The 17,990-nt window shown below is 62.7% G+C and carries 19 protein-coding genes; 8 read left to right on the forward strand and 11 right to left on the reverse strand.

The window, feature by feature from the left end:
• Positions 1 to 5: 5 nt before the first annotated feature.
• The 10 genes from TM49_RS02440 to TM49_RS02485 all read right to left on the reverse strand — a co-directional run bounded on the left by TM49_RS02440 (position 6) and on the right by TM49_RS02485 (position 10,207).
• Positions 6 to 452, reverse strand: a complete 447-nt coding sequence (locus TM49_RS02440) for a hypothetical protein (RefSeq protein WP_144409454.1) — start codon at positions 450 to 452, stop codon at positions 6 to 8.
• A 151-nt stretch (positions 453 to 603) separates the two neighbouring features.
• A complete protein-coding gene (locus TM49_RS02445) occupies positions 604 to 1,704 on the reverse strand; it encodes a CehA/McbA family metallohydrolase (protein WP_144409456.1) in 1,101 nt (366 codons plus the stop codon).
• Positions 1,705 to 1,902: 198 nt separating this feature from the next.
• A complete protein-coding gene (locus TM49_RS02450) occupies positions 1,903 to 2,754 on the reverse strand; it encodes a fumarylacetoacetate hydrolase family protein (RefSeq protein ID WP_045679386.1) in 852 nt (283 codons plus the stop codon).
• 21 nt (positions 2,755 to 2,775) lie between these two features.
• Positions 2,776 to 4,053, reverse strand: coding sequence for an L-fuconate dehydratase (locus tag TM49_RS02455; protein WP_045679387.1), 1,278 nt, complete (start codon positions 4,051 to 4,053; stop codon positions 2,776 to 2,778).
• Positions 4,054 to 4,078: 25 nt separating this feature from the next.
• A complete protein-coding gene (locus TM49_RS02460; protein ID WP_045679388.1) occupies positions 4,079 to 4,810 on the reverse strand; it encodes an SDR family oxidoreductase in 732 nt (243 codons plus the stop codon).
• 12 nt (positions 4,811 to 4,822) lie between these two features.
• Positions 4,823 to 5,929, reverse strand: a complete 1,107-nt coding sequence (locus TM49_RS02465; protein WP_045679389.1) for a mandelate racemase/muconate lactonizing enzyme family protein — start codon at positions 5,927 to 5,929, stop codon at positions 4,823 to 4,825.
• Between the two features lies 1 nt (position 5,930).
• Positions 5,931 to 7,022, reverse strand: coding sequence for an ABC transporter ATP-binding protein (locus TM49_RS02470; protein ID WP_045679390.1), 1,092 nt, complete (start codon positions 7,020 to 7,022; stop codon positions 5,931 to 5,933).
• A 4-nt stretch (positions 7,023 to 7,026) separates the two neighbouring features.
• Positions 7,027 to 7,890: a carbohydrate ABC transporter permease gene (locus TM49_RS02475; protein ID WP_045679391.1), complete on the reverse strand. Its 864-nt coding sequence runs from the start codon at positions 7,888 to 7,890 to the stop codon at positions 7,027 to 7,029.
• On the reverse strand, positions 7,887 to 8,789 hold the full coding sequence (locus tag TM49_RS02480; RefSeq protein WP_045679392.1) for a carbohydrate ABC transporter permease: 903 nt from the start codon (positions 8,787 to 8,789) through the stop codon (positions 7,887 to 7,889). Before TM49_RS02480 ends, TM49_RS02475 begins: the two co-directional genes overlap by 4 nt.
• Positions 8,790 to 8,884: 95 nt before the next feature.
• Entirely contained in the window at positions 8,885 to 10,207 is a 1,323-nt protein-coding gene (locus TM49_RS02485) for an ABC transporter substrate-binding protein (RefSeq protein ID WP_045679393.1), read from the reverse strand.
• A 182-nt stretch (positions 10,208 to 10,389) separates the two neighbouring features.
• Here TM49_RS02485 and TM49_RS02490 point away from each other — a divergent pair, with 182 nt between their 5' ends.
• The 3 genes from TM49_RS02490 to TM49_RS02500 all read left to right on the forward strand — a co-directional run bounded on the left by TM49_RS02490 (position 10,390) and on the right by TM49_RS02500 (position 12,407).
• Positions 10,390 to 11,145 carry an IclR family transcriptional regulator gene (locus tag TM49_RS02490; RefSeq protein ID WP_045679394.1) on the forward strand — a complete coding sequence of 252 codons (756 nt, stop codon included), beginning with the start codon at positions 10,390 to 10,392 and terminating at the stop codon, positions 11,143 to 11,145.
• A 78-nt stretch (positions 11,146 to 11,223) separates the two neighbouring features.
• Positions 11,224 to 12,048 carry an amidohydrolase family protein gene (locus TM49_RS02495; RefSeq protein WP_045679395.1) on the forward strand — a complete coding sequence of 275 codons (825 nt, stop codon included), beginning with the start codon at positions 11,224 to 11,226 and terminating at the stop codon, positions 12,046 to 12,048.
• A 29-nt stretch (positions 12,049 to 12,077) separates the two neighbouring features.
• Positions 12,078 to 12,407 carry an L-rhamnose mutarotase gene (locus tag TM49_RS02500; RefSeq protein WP_045679396.1) on the forward strand — a complete coding sequence of 110 codons (330 nt, stop codon included), beginning with the start codon at positions 12,078 to 12,080 and terminating at the stop codon, positions 12,405 to 12,407.
• Between the two features lie 5 nt (positions 12,408 to 12,412).
• Here the strand turns inward: TM49_RS02500 and TM49_RS02505 are convergent, their stop codons facing one another.
• Entirely contained in the window at positions 12,413 to 13,441 is a 1,029-nt protein-coding gene (locus TM49_RS02505) for an NAD-dependent epimerase/dehydratase family protein (RefSeq protein WP_045679397.1), read from the reverse strand.
• Between the two features lie 85 nt (positions 13,442 to 13,526).
• Here TM49_RS02505 and TM49_RS22515 point away from each other — a divergent pair, with 85 nt between their 5' ends.
• From TM49_RS22515 to TM49_RS02530, 5 genes are all read left to right on the forward strand, one after another.
• The gene (locus TM49_RS22515) at positions 13,527 to 14,078 is read left to right on the forward strand and encodes a TetR/AcrR family transcriptional regulator (RefSeq protein ID WP_052699676.1); all 552 of its coding nucleotides are present in this window, start codon (positions 13,527 to 13,529) and stop codon (positions 14,076 to 14,078) included.
• A 76-nt stretch (positions 14,079 to 14,154) separates the two neighbouring features.
• Positions 14,155 to 15,219 carry a Gfo/Idh/MocA family protein gene (locus TM49_RS02515; protein ID WP_045679398.1) on the forward strand — a complete coding sequence of 355 codons (1,065 nt, stop codon included), beginning with the start codon at positions 14,155 to 14,157 and terminating at the stop codon, positions 15,217 to 15,219.
• Positions 15,216 to 16,379, forward strand: a complete 1,164-nt coding sequence (locus TM49_RS02520) for a CaiB/BaiF CoA transferase family protein (RefSeq protein ID WP_045679399.1) — start codon at positions 15,216 to 15,218, stop codon at positions 16,377 to 16,379. Before TM49_RS02515 ends, TM49_RS02520 begins: the two co-directional genes overlap by 4 nt.
• Positions 16,379 to 17,506, forward strand: coding sequence for an extracellular solute-binding protein (locus tag TM49_RS02525; RefSeq protein ID WP_045679400.1), 1,128 nt, complete (start codon positions 16,379 to 16,381; stop codon positions 17,504 to 17,506). Before TM49_RS02520 ends, TM49_RS02525 begins: the two co-directional genes overlap by 1 nt.
• Positions 17,506 to 17,952, forward strand: coding sequence for a MaoC/PaaZ C-terminal domain-containing protein (locus tag TM49_RS02530; RefSeq protein WP_045679401.1), 447 nt, complete (start codon positions 17,506 to 17,508; stop codon positions 17,950 to 17,952). The genes TM49_RS02525 and TM49_RS02530 overlap by 1 nt, the downstream gene beginning before the upstream one ends.
• Positions 17,953 to 17,990: the final 38 nt, after the last annotated feature.

Genomic DNA, 17,990 nt, shown 5'->3' on the forward strand with positions numbered 1-17,990 from the left:
GCTGCTCAAAACGAGGCGGAGAGCTTGCCGAAGGCGGCGTTCTCCGTTGCCCCGCTGCCGATGCGGCCATGATCGCCGACAGCTCGCGGTAAGAGTTGGGCGCCGGAGACCTCGCCATAATCGGGGGCGCGGTAGAGGTTCTCGGTGATCTTCAGGTTCTCGGTGATCTGGGCATCCGCCGCGCCGGAACTGTCGGCGAGGCCGGGAAAGGCCGAATAGAGATACTGATAGGCAAATTCGGGATCGCTTGGGGAGGAGCGAGCGTGTTTGTAAGCGGGCTCGCCATGGTGCTCTCCCGCTTCACAGCCGAAGAAGATCGTCCCATCATTGCCGCGATAGCCCGAGATCGGCGCGGCATCGCCGCCTGATGAAAGCAGAAAGAGCAAGGCCAGCGCCGTGCCCGCTTCGCCGGCATGCCGGCGCTTCAAAGCCCCGCCCCCGCCCGCGGCCAAATGCGCATCCCCATCGACCTCACCCCTCAAGATCGTTTTGTCGATGGTCGCCGCAGAGGCAGATTTGACAAACGGCAGCCGAGGAAAGGTAACCACAACTCTTTCAAAAGTCATCGCCAAAACAAGCGGGCGCCAGCCCTGAAAGGGTGACCTAGAAATCGGGATCGTAGTTGAAATAGAGCGGGTTCGAGAGCGCCACCATGTCGGCGGAAAGATGCATGGAATTCGGGATATCCGGATAGGCCGCCTGCGGCCCCGTGATCTCGGCGCGGTAGTAGCTGGTCTCGCCTGCAGCGGGCGTGTCGGTGAACCGGGCGATGCGGGTTTCGGGATCGACGGCAAGCGTTGCGAAAGGCGCGCGGTTCTTGACGATCGTGACGCCGTAGCGCGCACCGGCAATGCCGCCTTCCGAAAGCCGGACCTCAAAACGGACAGGCCCTCCGTCGGCTTCGGCGTTGTCGCCCATCATCATCTCCGCAACCCCGTCGCCATCGGCATCGGCGACCAGCTCGACGCGCGGATTGAAGGGATTGGAGCTCACCGACGCCCGTCCTGCCACCAGGCTCGCGAGGATGGCAGGTTTAGTGCGGTCTTCGGCGAAGACCCAGGTTGTTGGCGTGCCGACATAATTGGCCGTCGCCTCCGGCGTCCATGGCGTCGTCAGCTCCGGCGCATCCGGCACGCCGTGATGCGCATCCGAGCCACCGCGCGCGCCGAGCATGCGCCCCGAAAGCAGGATATTGTCCCAGACGCGGACATTGGCGGCATTCTTCGGCCACATCGGCCCGTTCCAGATCTCGATGGAATCGGCGAGATCGAAGGAGAAGCCGTAATGGTTGCTCGTGACGGGATGATTAGCCGACCAATGGATGCCGAGATCGCGCTTCAGCGCCAGCAGGTCCCAGTCGCGGTCGTTGCGGCGGTCGAAGATGCGCTGGTGGTCATAAGGCTCGATGCCGAAAATGTTGACGTGGCCCCGCGGCGCGGTCAGTTCGGCGCCGTAGAACAGCAGCAGGTCGTCGGACCGATAGGCCGGGTCTGCCCATGTATGCCCCGCCACGGCGCCGGCGACATGGACGTCGTGATCGGTAATCGTCAGATAGTCGAAACCGAGCCGTTCGGCGAAGCCGATGATCTTCTCGACAGGATTGTTGGTGGAGTCATCGCTGTGGCGGGAATGGAGGTGCCAGTCCCCCTTGAGCCAGAGCCCCTCACGCGCGTTGATCTGCAATGGATTGTCGTCGGATGTCATCTGCCATGCCTCATTCTCGGCAATCCCACGAATCGCCTGTCCTGCCACCAGCATAACGCGGTTTCGGAACGGCTCGGGACCAGATGGCGGAAAAGTTCGCTGGTGACAGAGGGACAGGCCGCGACCAATTTCGCCACCTGGCCGATATCGGACCGGCCTTCCCTCAAGGGGAAGGTCGGTGGAAGGGATAACTGGCGCTTACGCGTTCCAGGGAACCGTCTTCTGGGTCTGTTCGCCAAGGCCCTCGATGCCGAGGCGCATCGTCTGGCCTTCCTTCAGATAGACCGGCTCCGGCTTGATGCCCATGCCCACGCCGGGCGGGGTTCCGGTGGTGATGATGTCGCCGGGCTGCAGGCTCATGAACTGCGACAGATAGCTGACGAGGTACTGCACGCCGAAGACCATGGTCTTGGTCGAACCGTCCTGATAGCGGTGGCCGTCGACTTCGAGCCACATCGGCAGGTCCTGCGGGTCGGCAACCTCGTCGCGGGTGACGAGCCACGGGCCAATCGGGCCGAAGGTGTCGGCGCTCTTGCCCTTGACCCACTGGCCGGAACGCTCGATCTGGAATTCGCGCTCGGAGAGGTCGTTGACCACGCAATAGCCGGCGACATGATCCATCGCGTCGGCCTCGTCGACATAACGTGCCTCCTTGCCGATGACGACGCCGAGCTCGACCTCCCAGTCGCTCTTCTTGGAGTTCTTCGGAATGCGAACATCGTCGTTCGGGCCAATGATGGCGCTGGTCGCCTTCATGAAGATGATCGGCTCCTTCGGCAGGTCCGCGCCGGTTTCGGCGGCGTGGTCGGCATAGTTGAGGCCGATGCAGATGAACTTGCCGACATTGCCGACGCAGGGGCCGATGCGGCTTGTCCCCGGCAGGACCGGCAGGCTGTCGATATCGGCAGCCGCGATCCGCGACAGGCCGTTGGCGGAAAGCGCCTCGCCGGCGATGTCGACGACGATCGACGAAATGTCGCGGTAGCTGCCGTCGGCGTGCAGGATGGCAGGGCGCTCGGCGCCCTTGGCACCAACTCGTAGCAATTTCATGTCTTTACTCCTTTTTGCGGCTTACGCCGCCGAATAGGCGAAGTTATGAAGCGTTTCCGGCTTCATCTCAATGGAAAAGCCCGGCTTTTCCGGCGGCATGTAGGCCGCGCGCTCGATCCGGCACGGATCGACGAAGTGCTCGTGGAGGTGATCGACATATTCGATGACCCGCCCCTCCTTGGAGCCGGAGACCACCAGATAGTCGATCATCGACAGGTGCTGGACATATTCGCAAAGCCCGACGCCGCCGGCATGCGGCCAGACCGGCAGGCCGAATTTCGCCGCCATCAGCAGCACCGAAAGCACCTCGTTCAGCCCGCCGATACGGCAGGCGTCGATCTGCACGATATCGATCGCGCCACCGGCGATGAACTGCTTGAACAGGATGCGGTTCTGGCACATCTCGCCAGTCGCGACCTTCACCGGGGCGACGGCCTCGCGAATCTTCCTGTGACCGGCGACATCGTCGGGGCTCGTCGGCTCCTCGATGAAGAAGGGGCGGAAGGGGGCAAGCGCCTGCACCCAGTCGATCGCCTGATCGACCTCCCAGACCTGGTTGGCGTCGATCATCAGCGTGCGATCCTCGCCGATCACCTCGCGCACGATCTTGAGGCGCGCGACATCCTCGTCGCGGTCCTGCCCGACCTTCATCTTGATATGAGTGAAGCCGGCATCGACGGCTTCCTGAGCAAGACGGCGAAGCTTGTCGTGGCTGTAGCCGAGCCAGCCGGCCGAGGTTGTGTAGCACGGGTAACCGTTGACTTTCAGCTCGGCAATGCGTTCGGCCTTGCCGGTCTCTGCCTTGCGGAAGATTGCAAGCGCCTCCTCCGGCGTGATCGCGTCGGTCAGATAACGGAAATCGACAATCGAGACGAGCTGTTCCGGTGTCATGTCGGCGACGAGCTGCCAGACCGGCTTGCCCGCGGCCTTCGCCATCAGATCCCAGGCGGCGTTGACGACCGCGCCGGTGGCCAGATGCATCGCGCCCTTGTCCGGCCCGATCCAGCGCAACTGGCTGTCGCCGGTCACATGCCGCCAGAAGCGGCCGGGGTTTTCGGCAATCCAGTCGAGGGAAAGCCCGGTCATACGGGCTTCCAGCGCGCGGATCGCGGCGCAAACAACCTCATTGCCGCGGCCGATGGTGAAGGTCAGGCCGTGGCCCTCCAATCCGCCATCCGTTTTCAGGATGACATAGGCCGCGGAATAATCCGGATCGGGGTTCATCGCATCCGAACCGTCGAGCTTGGCCGAGGTCGGGAAACGCAGGTCGTGGACGGAAAGTCCGGTGATTGTGGTCATGTCGTTCACTCGGGTCTGCAGCGGTTCAGCAGGTCCAGCCGCCGTCGATGATATGGGCCTGGCCGGTGGTGTAGGTCGCGCCTGCGAGGTAGACGGCGAGATCGGCGATTTCCTCCGGCGTGCCGATGCGGCCGATGGGCTGGCGGGCGATAAAATCCGCACGCGCCTTCTCATAGTCGCCAGTTGCCCTCAGCCGGTCCTGCAGCGAGGGGCTGTCGACCGTTCCGGGGCAGATGGCGCTGCAGCGAATGCCCTTGGTCACATAGTCGGCGGCGATCGCCTTGGTCATGCCGAGCACGGCGGCCTTGGTGGTCGAATAGGCAAAGCGGTTCGGCACGCCCTTCAGCGACGAGGCAACCGACGACATGTTGATGATGACGCCATATTCGCGCTCCAGCATGCCCGGCAGGAAGGCCTGCACCGTGCGCACCATCGCCTTGACGTTGAGGTCGTAGGCGAAATCGAGATCGCCTTCCTTCATGTCGAGCACCGAGCCGTTATGGACGACGCCAGCGCAATTGAACAGGATGTCGACGGGGCCGATTTCCAGCGCGGCATTGGCGACGGCCTCGTCCGACAGCACGTTCAGAAGCCGAGTTGAGATGCCGTCTATGCCCTCGATTTCGGCGAGCTTCTCGGCATTGATATCGGTGGCGATCACCTTTGCGCCGGCCCTGGCGAAGGCTTTGGCGGAGGCGGCGCCGATGCCTTGCGCGGCGGCGGTGATGAGGCAGGTCCTGCCGGTCAGGTCAGTCATGGGCATATTCCTTCAAGTGATTGTCTTCTGCGAGCCTTCGACCGCCATGCGGCCGATCGCCTCGAAATCCCAGGCGATGCCGAGGCCGGGTTCTTCAGATGGAACGGCCCGGCCCTCGCGAATGTTCATGCCGTAAAGCGTAATCGCGTCGAGCTGGGGGATGTATTCGACCCAGCGCGCATTGGGCACGGCGGCGCAGAGCGACACATGCAGCTCCATCAGGAAGTGCGGCGCGACCGCGACGTTGAAGCACTCCGCCATGTGCGCGACCTTGAGCCAGGGCGTGATGCCGCCGATGCGGCCCACGTCGACCTGGACGATCGAGCAGGCACGGCGCTCCAGATATTCGCGGAAATGCGAGGCGGAATAAAGGCTCTCACCGACCGCGATCGGCACCGATGTGTGACGGGAGAGCACGGCATGGCCTTCGATGTCATCGGCCGGCAGCGGCTCCTCCAGCCAGCCGATATCGAGCCGCTGATAGACCGCCGCGCGGCGCACCGCCTCATCGACGTTGAAGGCTTGATTGGCATCAGTGAAGATCTCGAAAGCGGGACCAACGGCGTCGCGGACTGCGCCGATGCGGGCGGCGTCTTCGGCGAGCGGTCGGCCGACCTTGAGCTTGCAGCCGGAAAAACCGTCCGCCTGCGCCCGCAGCGCATCATCGACAAGAGCTTCGGCCTCCAGATGCAGCCAGCCACCCTCGGTGGTGTAGAGCGGGATCTCCGCCTGGGCACCGCCGGCAAGACGATGGAGCGGCAGACCGAGTTTCACCGCCTTCAGGTCCCAGAGCGCGGTATCGATGGCGGCGAGCGCAATCGAGGTGATGGCGCCGACAGTGGTCGCGTGGGTGAGGAAGGTGAGGTCCCACCAGATGCGCTCGATATCGAAAGCCTCGCGGCCGATGATCGCCGGCAGCAGCGTCTTTTCCAGAAGCGCCATCACCGAAGGTCCACCGGTCCCGATGGTGTAGGAATAGCCCGTGCCGGTAACGCCGTCCGCATCGGTGATGCGCACGATCGGCGTTTCCTGGGAGACGAAGGACTGGATCGCGTCGACCCGCGTGACCTTCGGCTTCAGGTCCACCATCAGGATTTCGGCGCGGACGATCCTTGCCATGTCAGGCCCTCAGGCTCTTGCCGCTTGCGCCGTCAAAGACATGCAGGCGTTCGAGATCGAGCGTGAAGGTCAGTTCCTCGCCATCCTCCAGCGGACGTGGATCGAGCATCTTCGCCTGCACTTCCTTGCCGCCGAGCTCCGTGTAGATGATGGTCTCGGTGCCAAGCGGTTCCGAGATCAGCACCGGCAGAGCGACTTCGAGCGACCGGTCCTCCGGATGCAGCGAATGCCCCTTCGGCGCGAAGGCGTCCGGGCGGAAGCCGATCACCACCTTGTCGCCGGCAGACACCTTCGGTGCGATATCGGTCGGCAGCGGCACCAGCGTGCCGTCGGCTAGCCGAACCGCCCCGTCCTCGACAACGGCTTCAAGCTGGTTCATCGGCGGCGAGCCGATGAAGCCGGCGACGAAGGTGTTGGCCGGGTTTTCGAACACCTCCGTCGGCGTGCCGACCTGTTCGACATAGCCATCGCGCATGATCACGATCCGGTCTGCCAGCGTCATCGCCTCGACCTGGTCGTGGGTCACATAGATGACCGTTGTCTTGACCCGCTGATGCAGCTTCTTGATCTCGACGCGCATCTGGCCGCGCAGCTTGGCATCGAGGTTCGACAGCGGCTCGTCAAACAGGAACACGTCCGGATGGCGCACGATGGCGCGGCCCATGGCGACGCGCTGGCGCTGGCCGCCGGACAGATTGGCCGGCAGGCGGTCCATGAACGGCTCGAGGCCGAGAATGCCGGCGGCCTCGTCGACACGCGGCTTGATGTCGTCCGGCGTCATGCCGGCGATCTTCAGGCCGAAACCGAGATTTTCGCGGACCGTCATATGCGGATAGAGCGCGTATGACTGGAACACCATGGAAATGTTGCGCGATCTTGGCGGCAGGGCGTTGACGATACGGTCGCCGATCCTGAGTTCTCCGTCGGAGATTTCCTCAAGTCCGGCAATCATCCTCAGCGTCGTCGACTTGCCGCAGCCGGAAGGCCCGACGAGCACGACGAACTCGTTATGGGCAACGTCGAGATCGATGCCGTGGACGACTTCCAGCGAGCCATAGCGCTTGACGATTTTGGAAAGGTGCACTTCGGCCACGGGATTATCCTTTCACGCCGCCGAACGTCAGTCCGGCAATCAGATGCTTTTGTACGATGAAGGTGAGGATCAGCGCCGGGATGATGATCAGCACGGCCATGGCGCTCATCCCGGTCCAGTCGACGGTGAACTGGGCGGTGAAGTCCATCAGCCCGACCGGCATGGTTTTCGACGCGGTGGTGCGGGTGAGCTGGCTGGCGAGCGCGAACTCGTTCCAGGCCGTCAGGAAGGCGAAGATGCCCGCCGATGCAAGGCCCGAGCGGGCGAGCGGAAACTCAACCTTCCAGAACGCCTGCCAGCGGGTGCAGCCGTCGATCTGGGCGGCTTCGGACAGATCCGCCGGGATCTGGCGGAAGAAGCCATCGGTCAGCCAGATCGTGAACGGGATGTTGATCGCCATGTAAACGAGTATCAGCCCGAACTTGGTGTCGATCAGCCCGATCTTGCTCCACAGGATGAAGAGCGGCAGAGACAGCGCCACGCCCGGCACGGTGCGCGACAGCATGAAGGAGAGGAACAGAGCGCCCTTGCCCTTGAAACGGTAACGGGCAAAGGCATAGCCGCCCATCATGCCGACCAGGATCGCGACAACCGTGGAGGTCAGCGAGATTACCAGCGAATTGAAGAAATAGCGCTCGACCGGCAGGCCCTGCTGGCGATCCGGCAGGAGGCCGAAAATGCCGAGGAAGTTGTTCAGCGTCCAGTCCTGCGGGATCCAGATCGGCGGACGCGCCATGACTTCCACATTCGGGCGGAAGGCGGTCATCACCACCCAGGCGCCGGGCACGACGAGGATCATCATCGCGATGAAAAGGGTGATCCTGAGCAGCCAGCGCTGCCAGGGTTTTTCGATGGTGCGCGCGCTCATTGGGCGCCTCCCATGAAAACGCGGGCCTTGGAAAGGTTGCGGTAGAACATGATGGTGAAGGCGATCGAGAGCAGGATCGAGATGTAGCCCATGGCGTTCGCCATGCCCATCTGCGAGTTCTGGTAGCCGGTGCGCGTCATCAGCGTCCAGATCAGCTCCGTGCGCCCCGCGGGGCCGCCATTGGTCATGATCTTCACCATGTCATAGGCACGCGCGACATCGAGCGAGCGGATCGTCATCGCGATCCAGATGAACGGCATCAGGAAGGGCAGCGTGATATGGCGGAACACCTGCAGCGCGTTGCAGCCATCGACCTTGGCGGCCTCGATCGGCTCCTTCGGCATGGCGAGCAGGCCGGCCATCAGCAGGATGGCGAAGATCGACGTCGACATCCACATTTCCGCGACGATGATCGAGAAATTGGCCAACCAGCCATTGACCAGCCACGGGATCGGCTTGTCGATCAGGTTGAGCGCAAACAGCGCATTGTTCACCAGACCGACGGAATCGTTGAACAGATACTTGAACTGGAAGCCGACAAGGATCGGCGAGAACATCATCGGAAACATCATGATGGTTCTGAGCGTCCGCTGGCCCCAGGTGATGCGGTTGACGAGCAGCGCCAGCCCGAGCCCCATGAGCATTTCCAGATTGAGCGCGATGGTGATGAACACCACGGTGCGGCCGAAGGCCCACCAGAAATCATCATTGCCGATCAGGCGCCTGTAGTTACGCAGGCCGACGAAATTATAGAGCGAGTCCGGCCGCACCAGATTGTAGCTGGTGAAGCTCGTCCAGAACGACACCAGAAGCGGCACCAGCACGACCGCCAGAATGACGACGATGGCCGGCAGCAGCAAAAGATAGGGCGTCGCCTGCGGAGACCTGAAAAACTTCATGTCGCGCCTTCGGAAATTTCGGAAGAATGAAACTGTGTCCGGCCGGAGCCGGTGACGCCGCCGGCGCAAAGGCCGGCGGCGATATGAAGGGCCACTCAGTAGTAGCCGGCGTCTTCCATGATGTAGGTCGCCTGTTCGGCGGCATCATCAAGCGCGTCCTGCGGGGTCTTTTCGCCGACGATGGCGGCCTGAAGTTCGGGCCACAGCACGTTCGAGACCTGGATCCATTCCGGGATCAGCGGCGGGGTGCGGGCGTCAGCCAGCGATTCCTGCCAGACCTGGAACATCTCGGCGAGGTTTTCCTTGCCGTTCTCGTTGAACCAGGCAATCACCTCGTCATAGGTCGCCGTGCGGGTCGGCAGGTTGCCGGCCTTGGCTTCCATGAGTTCGCTCTCGTCATTGGTCATGAACACGGCAAACGAAACGGCGGCATCCTTGTTGTCGCAATCCTGCGTAACAGAGAAGGAGTGCGAACCGGACCAGCCACCGCCATGCCCAGATGTGCCGGCGGGAGCGACGGCATAGCCGAGGTCATCCGAGATCTTCGAGGACGACGGGTCCGCGAAGAAGGCGGCAAAGCCCGGCCAGTCGAGATCGAGGGCAAGCTGGCCTGCAGCCATCGCCTGACCGATATCGTCCCATGTGTAGTTGACAGTACCGGCCGGCACGGCACCGGCGTCATAAACATCGATGAACCACTGCAGGGCCGCAACGCCTTCCGGCGAATTGAAGGTCGGGTGGAACTCGTCGTCGAACATGTCGCCGCCATTGGCGCGCAGGATTTCCATGAACCGGCCCGACATGCCCTCGTCCTTGCCGGCAAAGGCGGTGCCATAAAGGTTCGGCGGATCGGCGAAGAAGATCACCTGGTCGCGGAACTCGTCATAGGTCTTCGGCGGGGCGAGATCGGTTCCGTATTTTTCCTTCCACGCCTCCTGGTTCGCCGGATCGGCGTAAAGGCTCTTGCGATAGTAGAGGTTGGAAACGTCGGTGACGCGCGGAAGCTGGACCAGCCGGCCGTCGACCTTTGCCGATTCCAGCGTGCCCGGAACATACTTGTCGAGTTCCGACTGCGGAATGACTTCCGAAAGATCGATATAGAGATCGCCGTATTGCGGGGCGAAGCTCGTGTGGTTGGAGCCAACGCACCAGGAAATGTCGCCGGCGGCGATGTCCTGCTTGATCTCGCGGTCGAGGTCGAAGTGGTTCTTCGACGAGACGATCTCGACCTTGGCGCCCGTCATCTCCTCCCATTCGGGAATGCGGGTATAAAGCTTTTCGTACTGCGTACCGCCAATCAGCTTGACCTGCAGCGTGTAGCCCGGAAAGCTGCCATAATCGAAATCATCGGCGTTGGCGGTTGCGGCAAGGCCACCGACCGCGCAGCACGCCACAAGTGCTGCCTTCAGATATTGCATGATTGTCCTCCTCAATCATTCAAGCCCAGAAAAGGCTTGATCCTCCATATTTGAAAAGTCTATTTGTATATAAGCATCATTTCTGTGAGGCCGTCAACGTCAGTCTTGATATCGGACAGGAACAGAGCCAGTTTCACAGCGAATTCAGGGCGGAAAATCTGCCCACCGGCCAAGGACCGACCATGAGCACAGACGATTCCGACCGCTATCGCGCCCCAGCCCTCGACAAGGGCCTCGACATCTATGAACTCCTGGCCGAAACGGACGGGACGCTGAGCCAGGCGGAAATCGCCAAGGCGCTCGGGCGCACACCGAACGAGATCTACCGCATGCTCGACCGGCTGGTGAGACGCGAATATATCCGCCGCACGCCGGAGGACCGCTACGAGATCACACTGAAGATGTTCGAGCTGGTGCATGCCCGCCCGCCGCTCAGGCGCCTCGTCAGCCAGGCGATCCCGCTCCTGCAGCATGTCGCGCAGGAGGCCGGACAGTCCTGTCACATCGTCGTCTTCGACCGCGATGCCGCTGTCGTCGTGGCACAGGTTGACGCGCCGAGCTACTGGAGCCTTGCGGTGCGCGTCGGCACCCGGCTGAAACTCACCTCGACCGGTTCGGGCCTCGTCTTCCTGGCCTTCTCGACAGCCGAAAACCGGGCGCTGATGCTGAAGGGCGCCGGCGAGACGATGTCGGCAGAGATCGAGGGCCAGCTCGAGGCGATCCGGCGCGACGGCTACACCATCACGCCGAGCGAACAGATCGCCGGCGTCACCAATGTCTCCGCACCCGTCATCGGGCCGCTCGGTTCGGTGATGGCGGTCATCACCTCGCCCTACACGGAGCGCCTCGACCGCACCATCACCGATGACCGGGACCGCACGCTGAAACTGGTGCGCGAAGCAGCGGCCAGCCTTTCGAAGGGACGCGCCGACATCTGAGGAACATGGCGCAGGCGGGCATGGAGGAACGCCCCCGGCGCCCGCGAGACTACCCCGGCAGGGGCAAAGGGAGGAACCATGCGCATCATCGATACCCATCTTCATCTCGTCTACAAGGACCGGTTTTCCTATCCCTGGCTGAAGGACGCACCGGCGCTCGATCGCCAGACAACGGCTGAAGACTATTTCGCCCGCGCCAAAAAGCTCGGCATCGACATGGCGCTGCATATGGAGGTCGATGTCGCGGAGAAGGACATGGAGGCTGAGACCGCCTTCATCGTCGGCGCGCATGAGAAGATCGCCGGCGCCATTGCCGCCTGCCGCCCGGAAAGCCCCGATTTTGCCGTCTACCTGGAGCGTATGGCTGCGACCCCCGGCCTGCGCGGCTTTCGCCGCGTGCTGCATGTGGTGCCGGACGAGGTATCGCAGGCGCCGCTTTTTGCCGAAAACCTCCGCCGTCTTGCAGGCTACGGCCTGACCTTCGATCTCTGCGTTTCCGCCCGCCAGCTTCCGCTCGCCATCGACCTTGCGAGGAAATGCCCGGAGGTGCAGTTCGTGCTCGACCATTGCGGCGTGCCGGATATCGAAAACGATGCCTTCTCGTCATGGGCGGAGCATATCGCCGAATGCGCGCGGCTGGAAAACGTCACCGCCAAGATCTCCGGCGTCATCGCCTATGCCGGCGCGGACTGGAGCACGGAAAAGCTCCGGCCCTACATTTCCCACGTTCTCGATGCCTTCACCTTCAACCGCGTGGTCTGGGGCTCGGACTTTCCGGTCTGCACGATCCACGCAAGTCTCGAGGACTGGGTCGCAAGCGCGAAGGAAATCGTCTCGAAGGCAACGCCGGAGGAGCAGGAGAACTTGTTCTCGCGCAATGCCATGCGCGTCTACCGACTCTAGAGGACGAAATACCAAAACGGAGGAATACCATGCAACGCATCGGGATGGTCATCGGGCTCAACGCCGACAAGGTCGCCGAATACAAGAAGCTTCACGCCCATGCCTGGCCGGAGGTGCTGGCCATGATCAAGGCCTGCAACATCCAAAACTACACGATCTTCCTGCGCGAGCCGGAAAACCTGCTGTTCTCCTACTACGAATACACCGGCACAGATTACGAAGCCGACATGGCGAAGATGGCCGCCGACCCCAAGACCCAGGAATGGTGGTCCGTCTGCATGCCCTGCCAGAAGCCGCTGGATACAGCGAAGGAAGGTGATTGGTGGACAGAGATGGAAGACGTGTTCCATCTCGATTGAGGATTTCAGGCGAGACCGCGCGCAACCAGCGACCGCCCCATGTCGCCCACGGTCGTTTCGATCGCCGTTGGCGGACGCCCGAGGAGGCCGGCCGCACGCGAGGAGTCGATTTCTGGATCATAGCCGAGTTCGCTCACGATCGTCTTCATGTCGGAATCGAACAAGGCCATCAGACGAACGATAAAATCCGGCGCGCGCCGGCGGGGGATGGCGCCGGCCCGTTCGGGAACGGCCTTTGCCAGCAATGCGGCATAGTCCAGAAGACTGAGGCTCGAAAACACCGCCGGGTGCCGCCGCGAAACGGCGGCTGGATCGGTGAGTGCTGCCACATGGATGCGCGCCAGATCGCGCACGTCGACCGTATGCATGAACAGCTCTGGGAGCATCGGCACGCCGCCCTTCAGGAGACGTGCCAGAATGGCACCCGACGTACCCGGATCATCGTCAAGCAGCGGTCCGACGATGAAGCCAGGATTGATGACGGCAAGCGGGAGGCTTTCGGCGGCGGCGATCTGCCAGGCCCGACGCTCCGCCAGCACTTTCGAAAGCTGATAGGCATTGAGCTTGCCGCTGTCCGGGTCCGCCCAGTCATCCGGCCCGAGATGGCTCGGCCCCTTGCGCCCGCGCCCCGAGACGATCGCCACGGAAGAGGACGTCAGGACCACGCGTTCGACGCCAGCCCTCTTGGCCGCCATCAGCGCCCGTTCGGTGCCATCCACTGCGGGACGGATCAGTTCGTCCGGGTCCTTGGGCATGGCGGTTACGAAAGGGGAAGCGGTATGCAACACGAAGCGCGCGCCCTCCGCCGCCTCAGCCCATCCGTCATCATGGGTCAGATCCAGGGTGACGAAGTCAAGTCCCGTGGTGTCTGCGCCAGCAGCTGCAAGCGCCACGCGGGTGCTCTCGGCACGCGCGCGATCGACACCCGGATTGCGCAGGCTTCCGCGCACTTTATAACCGGCATTCAGGAGCTCAAGGGCGACATGGCCACCAAGAAAGCCGGTAATCCCTGTAAGGAGGACTGTATCGCGCATCGAATCCTCTTTTATTTTGAACAAATTGAACTATAAACGTTCATATCGTTAAATTTTAAATTTGACAAGTGGGCGAGCCACGACAATGACGAAATCGGAAACCCGGACCCTGAAGATCCTTGTTGCGGCACAGGCAGAGTTCCTCGAAAGCGGCCTGCGTGGTGCCACCATGCAGTCGATCGCGAGACGAGCGGGCGTCGCCAAGCCGACGCTCTACGCCTATTTCCCGGACAAGGAAGCGGTGTTTCAGGCGACACTACGCAACATCATGTCGCGCATGGTCACGGAAGCAGAAGCAATCCTCTCCGGTCCCGGCAGCGCTGTCGACCGCGCCGCCGAGGCGCTCGCGGGAAAGTATGTTTACGTCAGGGGCATGCTCGCCCACTCGCCGCACGCGCAGGAGCTGCTGGACGGCACGAAATCCGTCGGCGGTGAACTGCATGGCGAGGTTTCCGCCCTGCTTTCAGCACGGATCGCAACGCTGCTTGTCGACGAAGGTTGGCCCGAGCATGCCGCTAAGCACCGTTCGGAACTGCTGCTCGACTGCATATCCGGGCTCTATCAGAATCACGCCGCAAGCCGGACAGCACCGGAGGACGTCGCTTTTCTGGCCCGTCGGTTGCTGACCAGTCCGTAGCTGCCTCTTGCATTTCCTCCAAATTTGAATAATCTATTCAGATAAGAATGACGCCGTTACCTGAAGGAGGAGCAGGTTGTCCGAGAAGTCACGCAACCCGGCGCAAAGCTGGGCGGCGGTCAGAGCCCCGCGCCCGATTGTCATCTTCGGCGGAGGTTCGATCGTCGGCGACGCCCATATGCCCGCCTACCGCATGGCCGGCCTGCCGGTCACCGGTGTTTACGATATCGACCCCGCGCAAACTGCGAAGGTCGCTGCCGAATGGGATATCACCGCGTTTTCAAGCATCGAGGAGGCCGCAGGCGTTGAGGGTGCGATCTTCGATCTCGCCCTGCCGCCGGCCGCCCATGTGGAGGTGCTGAAGCGCCTGCCCGACGGCGCCGCAGTGCTGATGCAGAAGCCGATGGGCCGCGACCTTGCGGAGGCGACGGCCATTCTGGAGATCTGCCGCAAGAAGAAGCTGACGGCGGCGGTAAACTTCCAGCTCCGCTTCTCGCCGATGATGCTCGCCATCCACGACCTTTACGAAAGCGGGGCGCTTGGTGAACTCGTCGATGTCGAGATGCATGCCAACATGATGACGCCCTGGGATCTCTGGCCTTTCGTAAAGACCATGGACCGCGTCGAGATCCTGCTGCACTCGATCCATTATCTCGACCTGATCCGTCATTTCCTCGGCAATCCGGCCGGCGTTCACGCCCGCACCATGGGCCATCCGCTCTCGACCGTGGCCCAGACCCGCACATCGGCAATCCTCGATTACCCGGCGCCGGTCCGCGCCGTGGTTTCGGTCAACCACAACCACGATTTCGGTCCGAAATTCCAGGACTGCTACTTCCGCTTCGAAGGCACCAAGGGTGTTGCGACGACCACGCTCGGGGTCAACCTCAACTATCCGAAGGGCGTGCCGGACGAATTGTGGTTCTCAGAGAAGGGCGGTTCGTGGCAGCAGATCCCGCTTTCCGGCACCTGGTTCCCGCATGCCTTCGTCGGCGTGATGAGCAACCTCCAGCGTTTCGTCGCCGGCGATGATGCCGAACTTGTCACCTCGGTCGAGGATGCCTGGAACACCATGGCGCTGGTCGAGGCCGCCTACCAGTCGAGCGCTTCGCCTGCGACGCCCATCAAGGAAAAACCATGACAGCTGAGAATAACGACCTGCCGCTTGCCGGCGTGCTGGTGCTCGACATGTGCCAGTTCCTCTCCGGCCCCTACTGTTCGCTCCGCCTGCAGGACCTCGGCGCCCGGGTGATCAAGATCGAACGGCCTGGCCTTGGGGACCTGTCGCGGCGGCTCTATCTCTCCGACACCGAGATCGGCGGCGATTCGACCATCTTCCATGCCATCAACCGCTCCAAGGAAAGCCTTGCGATCGACATGAAGGACGAGGCGGATATCGCAGCGCTGAAAACGCTGATCGGCAAGGCCGATGTCGTGTTGCAGAATTTCCGTCCCGGTGTGATCGAACGGCTCGGCCTCGACTACAACACGGTCAAGGCCTTCCATCCGGGCATCGTCTACGGCTCGATCACCGGTTATGGCGACGAAGGGCCATGGGTTTCCCGGCCGGGGCAGGACCTGCTCGCCCAGGCGCGCTCCGGCGTGATGTGGCTGAACGGCGACGAGGACCAGGGGCCCGTGCCCTTCGGCCTTGCCGTTGCCGACATGCTGGCGGGTGCAGCACTCTGCCAGGGCGTGCTGGCCGCACTGGTGAAGAAGGGCCGCACCGGCATCGGCGCCCATGTCGAGACCAGCCTTCTCGAAGCGCTGATCGATTTCCAGTTCGAGGTGCTGACCACGCATCTGAACGATGGCCAGCGGCCGCCGAAGCGCTCGGCCTTCCGCTCGGCCCACGCCTATCTGTCGGCCCCCTACGGCGTCTATCCGACCGCCGACGGCTATCTGGCGCTCGCCATGATGCCGATCGACCAGCTGGCCGACGTGCTGAAAATCGCCGCACTCGATCCCTATCGCGGCAAGCCGGACCTCTGGTTTTCGGCCCGCGACGACATCAAGCGCATCATTGCGACGGCGCTGCAGGAACAAACCACCGACCATTGGCTTTCTATTCTGGAGCCGGCCGATATCTGGTGCGCCAAGGTGCTCGACTGGAACGAACTGATGGAGCACGCCGGTTTCAAGGTGCTCGACATGCTGCAGACGGTGACACGCGAGGACGGAGTCGAAATCCGCACCACGCGCTCGCCCCTCAGGGTGGATGGCAGACGAATGCAAACCCGCCGCGCGGCGCCGAAGATCGGCGAGCAGAGCGCGGCCATACGCGCGGAGTTCGGACTTTAATGACAATCCTGAAGGGCATGACCTGGAACCACCCCCGCGGATACGATCCGATGGTCGCAGGCGCGGAGGCATGGGCGGAAAAGACCGGTGTCACCATCAAATGGGACAAGCGCAGCCTGCAGGATTTCGAGAGTTTTCCGGTCGAGGAACTTGCCCGGCAATATGACCTCATCGTCATCGATCATCCGCATGTCGGCCAGGTGACGGCGGAAAACTGCCTTGCGCCGCTCGACGTTGAGGGTCGCGACGAAGAACGTGAGGCGCTTTCGGCGGGCTCCGTCGGCGTCTCCTTCCTGAGCTATCACTACAAGGGCCGGCAATGGGCCTTCCCGATCGATGCCGCCGCCCAGGTGATGGCCTACCGGGCGAACCGCGCGCCGGAAGTGCCGACAACGTGGGAGGGACTGATCGATCTCGCCCGCGACGGCCACGTGCTGCTGCCGCTTCGGCCGCCGCACAGCCTGATGACCTTCTTCACGCTCGCCGCCAATGCTGGCACGCCCTGCCGCAACGACGGCCCCGGCCCGCTGATTTCCGAGGAGGCCGGCATCGAAACGCTGGAACGGCTCGCCGAACTCGCAAGCCTCGTGCCCGAGGACAATTACGCCATGGACCCGATCGCCGTGCTCGAGGCGCTGTCGGCCCCAGAAGCGACGGCTTCGATCTCGCCTTATATCTACGGCTATGTCAGCTACGCGATGGATGGCTTCCGCCCGCACCGGCTGTCGTTCACCGATATTCCGGCCGTCGGCGAGCTCGGCCCTGCCGGCTCGGCGCTCGGCGGCACCGGCATCGCCGTCTCCGCCTTCTCCGAGAACATCGAGGCAGCGACCGACTTCGCCTACTGGATCGCAAGCGGCGACGTGCAGTCGACGCTGTACCCGAAGGCCGGTGGCCAGCCCGGCCATGCGGACGGCTGGACGAGCAGCGCCGTGAACGCCACCACCAACGGCTTCTACCGCAACACCCGCGAGACGCTGGAAAACGCCTATCTGCGTCCGCGCCACAACGGCTACATGGCCTTCCAGCAGCTCGCCTCCGACACGATCAACGAGACTTTGCTGACCAATGCCCCGGCCCACGCCGCGATCGGCCGGATCAACAAGCTGTTCGAGGAGAGTTTCTGATGGAGCGACCGCGCCATTTCGAGGAGATCGCCATCGGCGAAGAACGCCGCACCTATGGCCGCACGATCACCGAGACCGATTTCGTCGTCCATGCCGGCCATACCGGCGACTTCTTTCCGCACCACATGGATGCCGAACACATGAAGTCGACGCCCTTCGGCCAACGGATCGCCCACGGCACCATGACGTTCGCGATCGGGATCGGGCTTTCGGCCTCGGAGATCAACCCGCTCTCCTTCACCTATGGCTACGAGCGCCTGCGCTTCCCGAAACCGGTCTTCATCGGCGACACGATCCACACCGTGCTGACCATCGCCCGCTGCGAGGACGACCCGAAGCGCCCCGACTTCGGTCGCGTGATCGAGGAAGTCAGGGTGAAGAACCAGCGCGACGAGGTGGTGATGGCCTGCGACCACGTCTATCTGGTGCAGCGCAAGGCGGCGTAATCACGATCGGCGATGCGCCCCCTCGGCTTCAGTAGCGA

The sequence above is a fragment of the Martelella endophytica genome, from assembly GCF_000960975.1.
Taxonomy (GTDB): domain Bacteria; phylum Pseudomonadota; class Alphaproteobacteria; order Rhizobiales; family Rhizobiaceae; genus Martelella; species Martelella endophytica.

Excerpts from the sequence above, each read along its gene's own strand:
- TM49_RS02465 (WP_045679389.1), bottom strand. The coding sequence starts at position 5,929 with ATGGCAAGGATCGTCCGCGCCGAAATCCTGATGGTGGACCTGAAGCCG.
- TM49_RS02475 (WP_045679391.1), bottom strand. The coding sequence starts at position 7,890 with ATGAGCGCGCGCACCATCGAAAAACCCTGGCAGCGCTGGCTGCTCAGG.
- TM49_RS02445 (WP_144409456.1), bottom strand. The coding sequence starts at position 1,704 with ATGACATCCGACGACAATCCATTGCAGATCAACGCGCGTGAGGGGCTC.
- TM49_RS02495 (WP_045679395.1), top strand. The coding sequence starts at position 11,224 with ATGCGCATCATCGATACCCATCTTCATCTCGTCTACAAGGACCGGTTT.
- TM49_RS02525 (WP_045679400.1), top strand. The coding sequence starts at position 16,379 with ATGACAATCCTGAAGGGCATGACCTGGAACCACCCCCGCGGATACGAT.
- TM49_RS02505 (WP_045679397.1), bottom strand. The coding sequence starts at position 13,441 with ATGCGCGATACAGTCCTCCTTACAGGGATTACCGGCTTTCTTGGTGGC.
- TM49_RS02520 (WP_045679399.1), top strand. The coding sequence starts at position 15,216 with ATGACAGCTGAGAATAACGACCTGCCGCTTGCCGGCGTGCTGGTGCTC.
- TM49_RS02490 (WP_045679394.1), top strand. The coding sequence starts at position 10,390 with ATGAGCACAGACGATTCCGACCGCTATCGCGCCCCAGCCCTCGACAAG.
- TM49_RS02500 (WP_045679396.1), top strand. The coding sequence starts at position 12,078 with ATGCAACGCATCGGGATGGTCATCGGGCTCAACGCCGACAAGGTCGCC.
- TM49_RS22515 (WP_052699676.1), top strand. The coding sequence starts at position 13,527 with ATGACGAAATCGGAAACCCGGACCCTGAAGATCCTTGTTGCGGCACAG.
- TM49_RS02485 (WP_045679393.1), bottom strand. The coding sequence starts at position 10,207 with ATGCAATATCTGAAGGCAGCACTTGTGGCGTGCTGCGCGGTCGGTGGC.
- TM49_RS02480 (WP_045679392.1), bottom strand. The coding sequence starts at position 8,789 with ATGAAGTTTTTCAGGTCTCCGCAGGCGACGCCCTATCTTTTGCTGCTG.
- TM49_RS02455 (WP_045679387.1), bottom strand. The coding sequence starts at position 4,053 with ATGACCACAATCACCGGACTTTCCGTCCACGACCTGCGTTTCCCGACC.
- TM49_RS02530 (WP_045679401.1), top strand. The coding sequence starts at position 17,506 with ATGGAGCGACCGCGCCATTTCGAGGAGATCGCCATCGGCGAAGAACGC.
- TM49_RS02450 (WP_045679386.1), bottom strand. The coding sequence starts at position 2,754 with ATGAAATTGCTACGAGTTGGTGCCAAGGGCGCCGAGCGCCCTGCCATC.
- TM49_RS02460 (WP_045679388.1), bottom strand. The coding sequence starts at position 4,810 with ATGACTGACCTGACCGGCAGGACCTGCCTCATCACCGCCGCCGCGCAA.